Source organism: Micromonospora sp. NPDC050695, assembly GCF_040654415.1.
GTDB lineage: Bacteria > Actinomycetota > Actinomycetes > Mycobacteriales > Micromonosporaceae > Micromonospora.
In genome coordinates, this window is the sequence record NZ_JBFAHZ010000140.1 from 1 (window position 1) to 1,732 (window position 1,732).

Annotated in this window: 2 protein-coding genes; both read right to left on the minus strand. The window is 65.6% G+C overall.

The genetic code is table 11. The features are described from left to right. Positions 1-92 precede the first annotated feature (92 nt). Positions 93-353, minus strand: coding sequence for a TnsA-like heteromeric transposase endonuclease subunit (locus AB0H52_RS31925; RefSeq protein WP_357952008.1), 261 nt, complete (start codon positions 351-353; stop codon positions 93-95). A gap of 300 nt (positions 354-653) precedes the next feature. Further along, a complete protein-coding gene (locus AB0H52_RS31930) occupies positions 654-1,313 on the minus strand; it encodes an HAD family phosphatase (protein WP_357952010.1) in 660 nt (219 codons plus the stop codon). Between the last annotated feature and the right edge of the window lie 419 nt (positions 1,314-1,732).

The window sequence follows — 1,732 nt, forward strand, 5'->3', positions numbered from 1 at the left end:
ACCACCGCACGCCCCACGAAACGCGTGCCTGCTACCGTCAAGCCCACGCCCTCGCGGCATGAAACCCCGGTGACCGGTCCCAGGGTGGAACTTCATCCGTCCGCCCTACGTGCAAAGAAGTCCGGCGCGTGAGACCGGGTCCGACCGCCCTCTGGCCAAAACAACCAGAACGGCTGCGCCGCGAATGCGACCACCGTCGTGTCGAAGTCCATCGCCATGGCCTCGTCGCGCTCCAGCCAGGACTCGTATCCGACATGCGCCCCTGAACTGGACGACCAGTAGAAGCCCGGGTAGTTGCGCTGGCCCCGGTACGACGGAAACGAACGCACGGGCGGCACCCGCTCGAACGCCACCCCCGCAGTCTCACCCATCGATCGGCGCACTTCACACCCGCCGGCATCGACATACGCGACCTCGAATCCGGCAGGGAAAACTTCTTGCCCGCCGGCGACAGCCCGCAGCCCGCCCCTCAACCCGCCTCCCACCAACAGACCCGCCGCAGAAGGCGTGATCCTCGCAGCCGCTCCGCGCCTCGGTAGCTGCCCGCTGCGCGTACTGCACTGCGTCGACGTGCACAGCCGAGAGCCCCCAGAACCACAAGCAAGCAGGACTCCGGGCGCGCAAGTTGCGGGAAGACGCTTCTCCCCGCGTTGTCAGTTAGCGGGCAAGGCGATGGTCTCCAGCCAGGCGCTCAGGCCGGGCACGACGGCGTGTAGGTCAGGGCCGTTGACCGTTGCGCTGGCGGCGGCACGAGCTTCGGGGGTTGCGTTGAACGCGATTGCGCAGCCGACCACGCCGAACAGCGGCACATCCGATCGCCCGTCACCGATGGCCGCGCAATGCCGGAGTTCGACGCCCAACTCGGCGGCCACCCTGACGGCGAAATCGCGCTTGGCCTGCTCGTCGAACTGCTCGGCGACCTCGCCGCTGTAGCGGCCGTCGACTACCTGCAAGCGTGGTCCGCACGCTCGGTCGAAGCCGAAGCGGCTGCACAGGTAGGTGCCGACGAAGTCCCACGCCAGCGTGGCCAGCACAGGCGCGAGCGAGTGAGCCCGGCACCACGAAACCGTCTCCGCTATGCCGTCCACCAGCGGCATCGACTCCAGAAACGCCTGGGCTTCAGCGGGTGTCCTGCTTGCCCACCCACGAGCCTCGAGCACGCAAGACTCGTCACTGCTCAAGGTGCCGGCTCCGTAGCCGGCTTGTATTTCCGCGATCTCCTTGGCATTGCCGACGAGTTCGGCGAGGTGCTGGCCGCTGCTGGTCGGCGTCAGCGTTCCATCGACATCAAAGAACACCGCTCCACGGATCATGGATCGAGACAATACCCGTCAGGCGTGGGCTCTCGGACAGTCACCTCATGCTGGCGACGGCCAAGCACACGCGCCGCAAGCGCACCAGATCCCTTGAGCGGCACCACATCTACTGATCCAAGGCATCAACCTCCCCGACCTGCATCAGATGCGTTGGGCCAGGACACAAACAGATCGAGTCGGCCGGGTTCAGTGGTGAGCACGTGAACCTACGGAAGAGACCCTACGTTGTAAGTGCTGTACATCCATCCACAAAGGAGCAACGTGCTGCCTCGAGGTCCAAAACTCGCCCCGGCTCTCCCGGTTTCACATAACCTCGCGGCTATGGCACCCCAACCGCCTAACCCGACCGCAACGGCTCCGAACGCCTCCTCGCGATCACGAGAAAGCCAGATCACGATGAGGACCAGGACCCAGGC

Excerpts from the sequence above, each read along its gene's own strand:
- AB0H52_RS31930 (WP_357952010.1), bottom strand. The coding sequence starts at position 1,313 with ATGATCCGTGGAGCGGTGTTCTTTGATGTCGATGGAACGCTGACGCCG.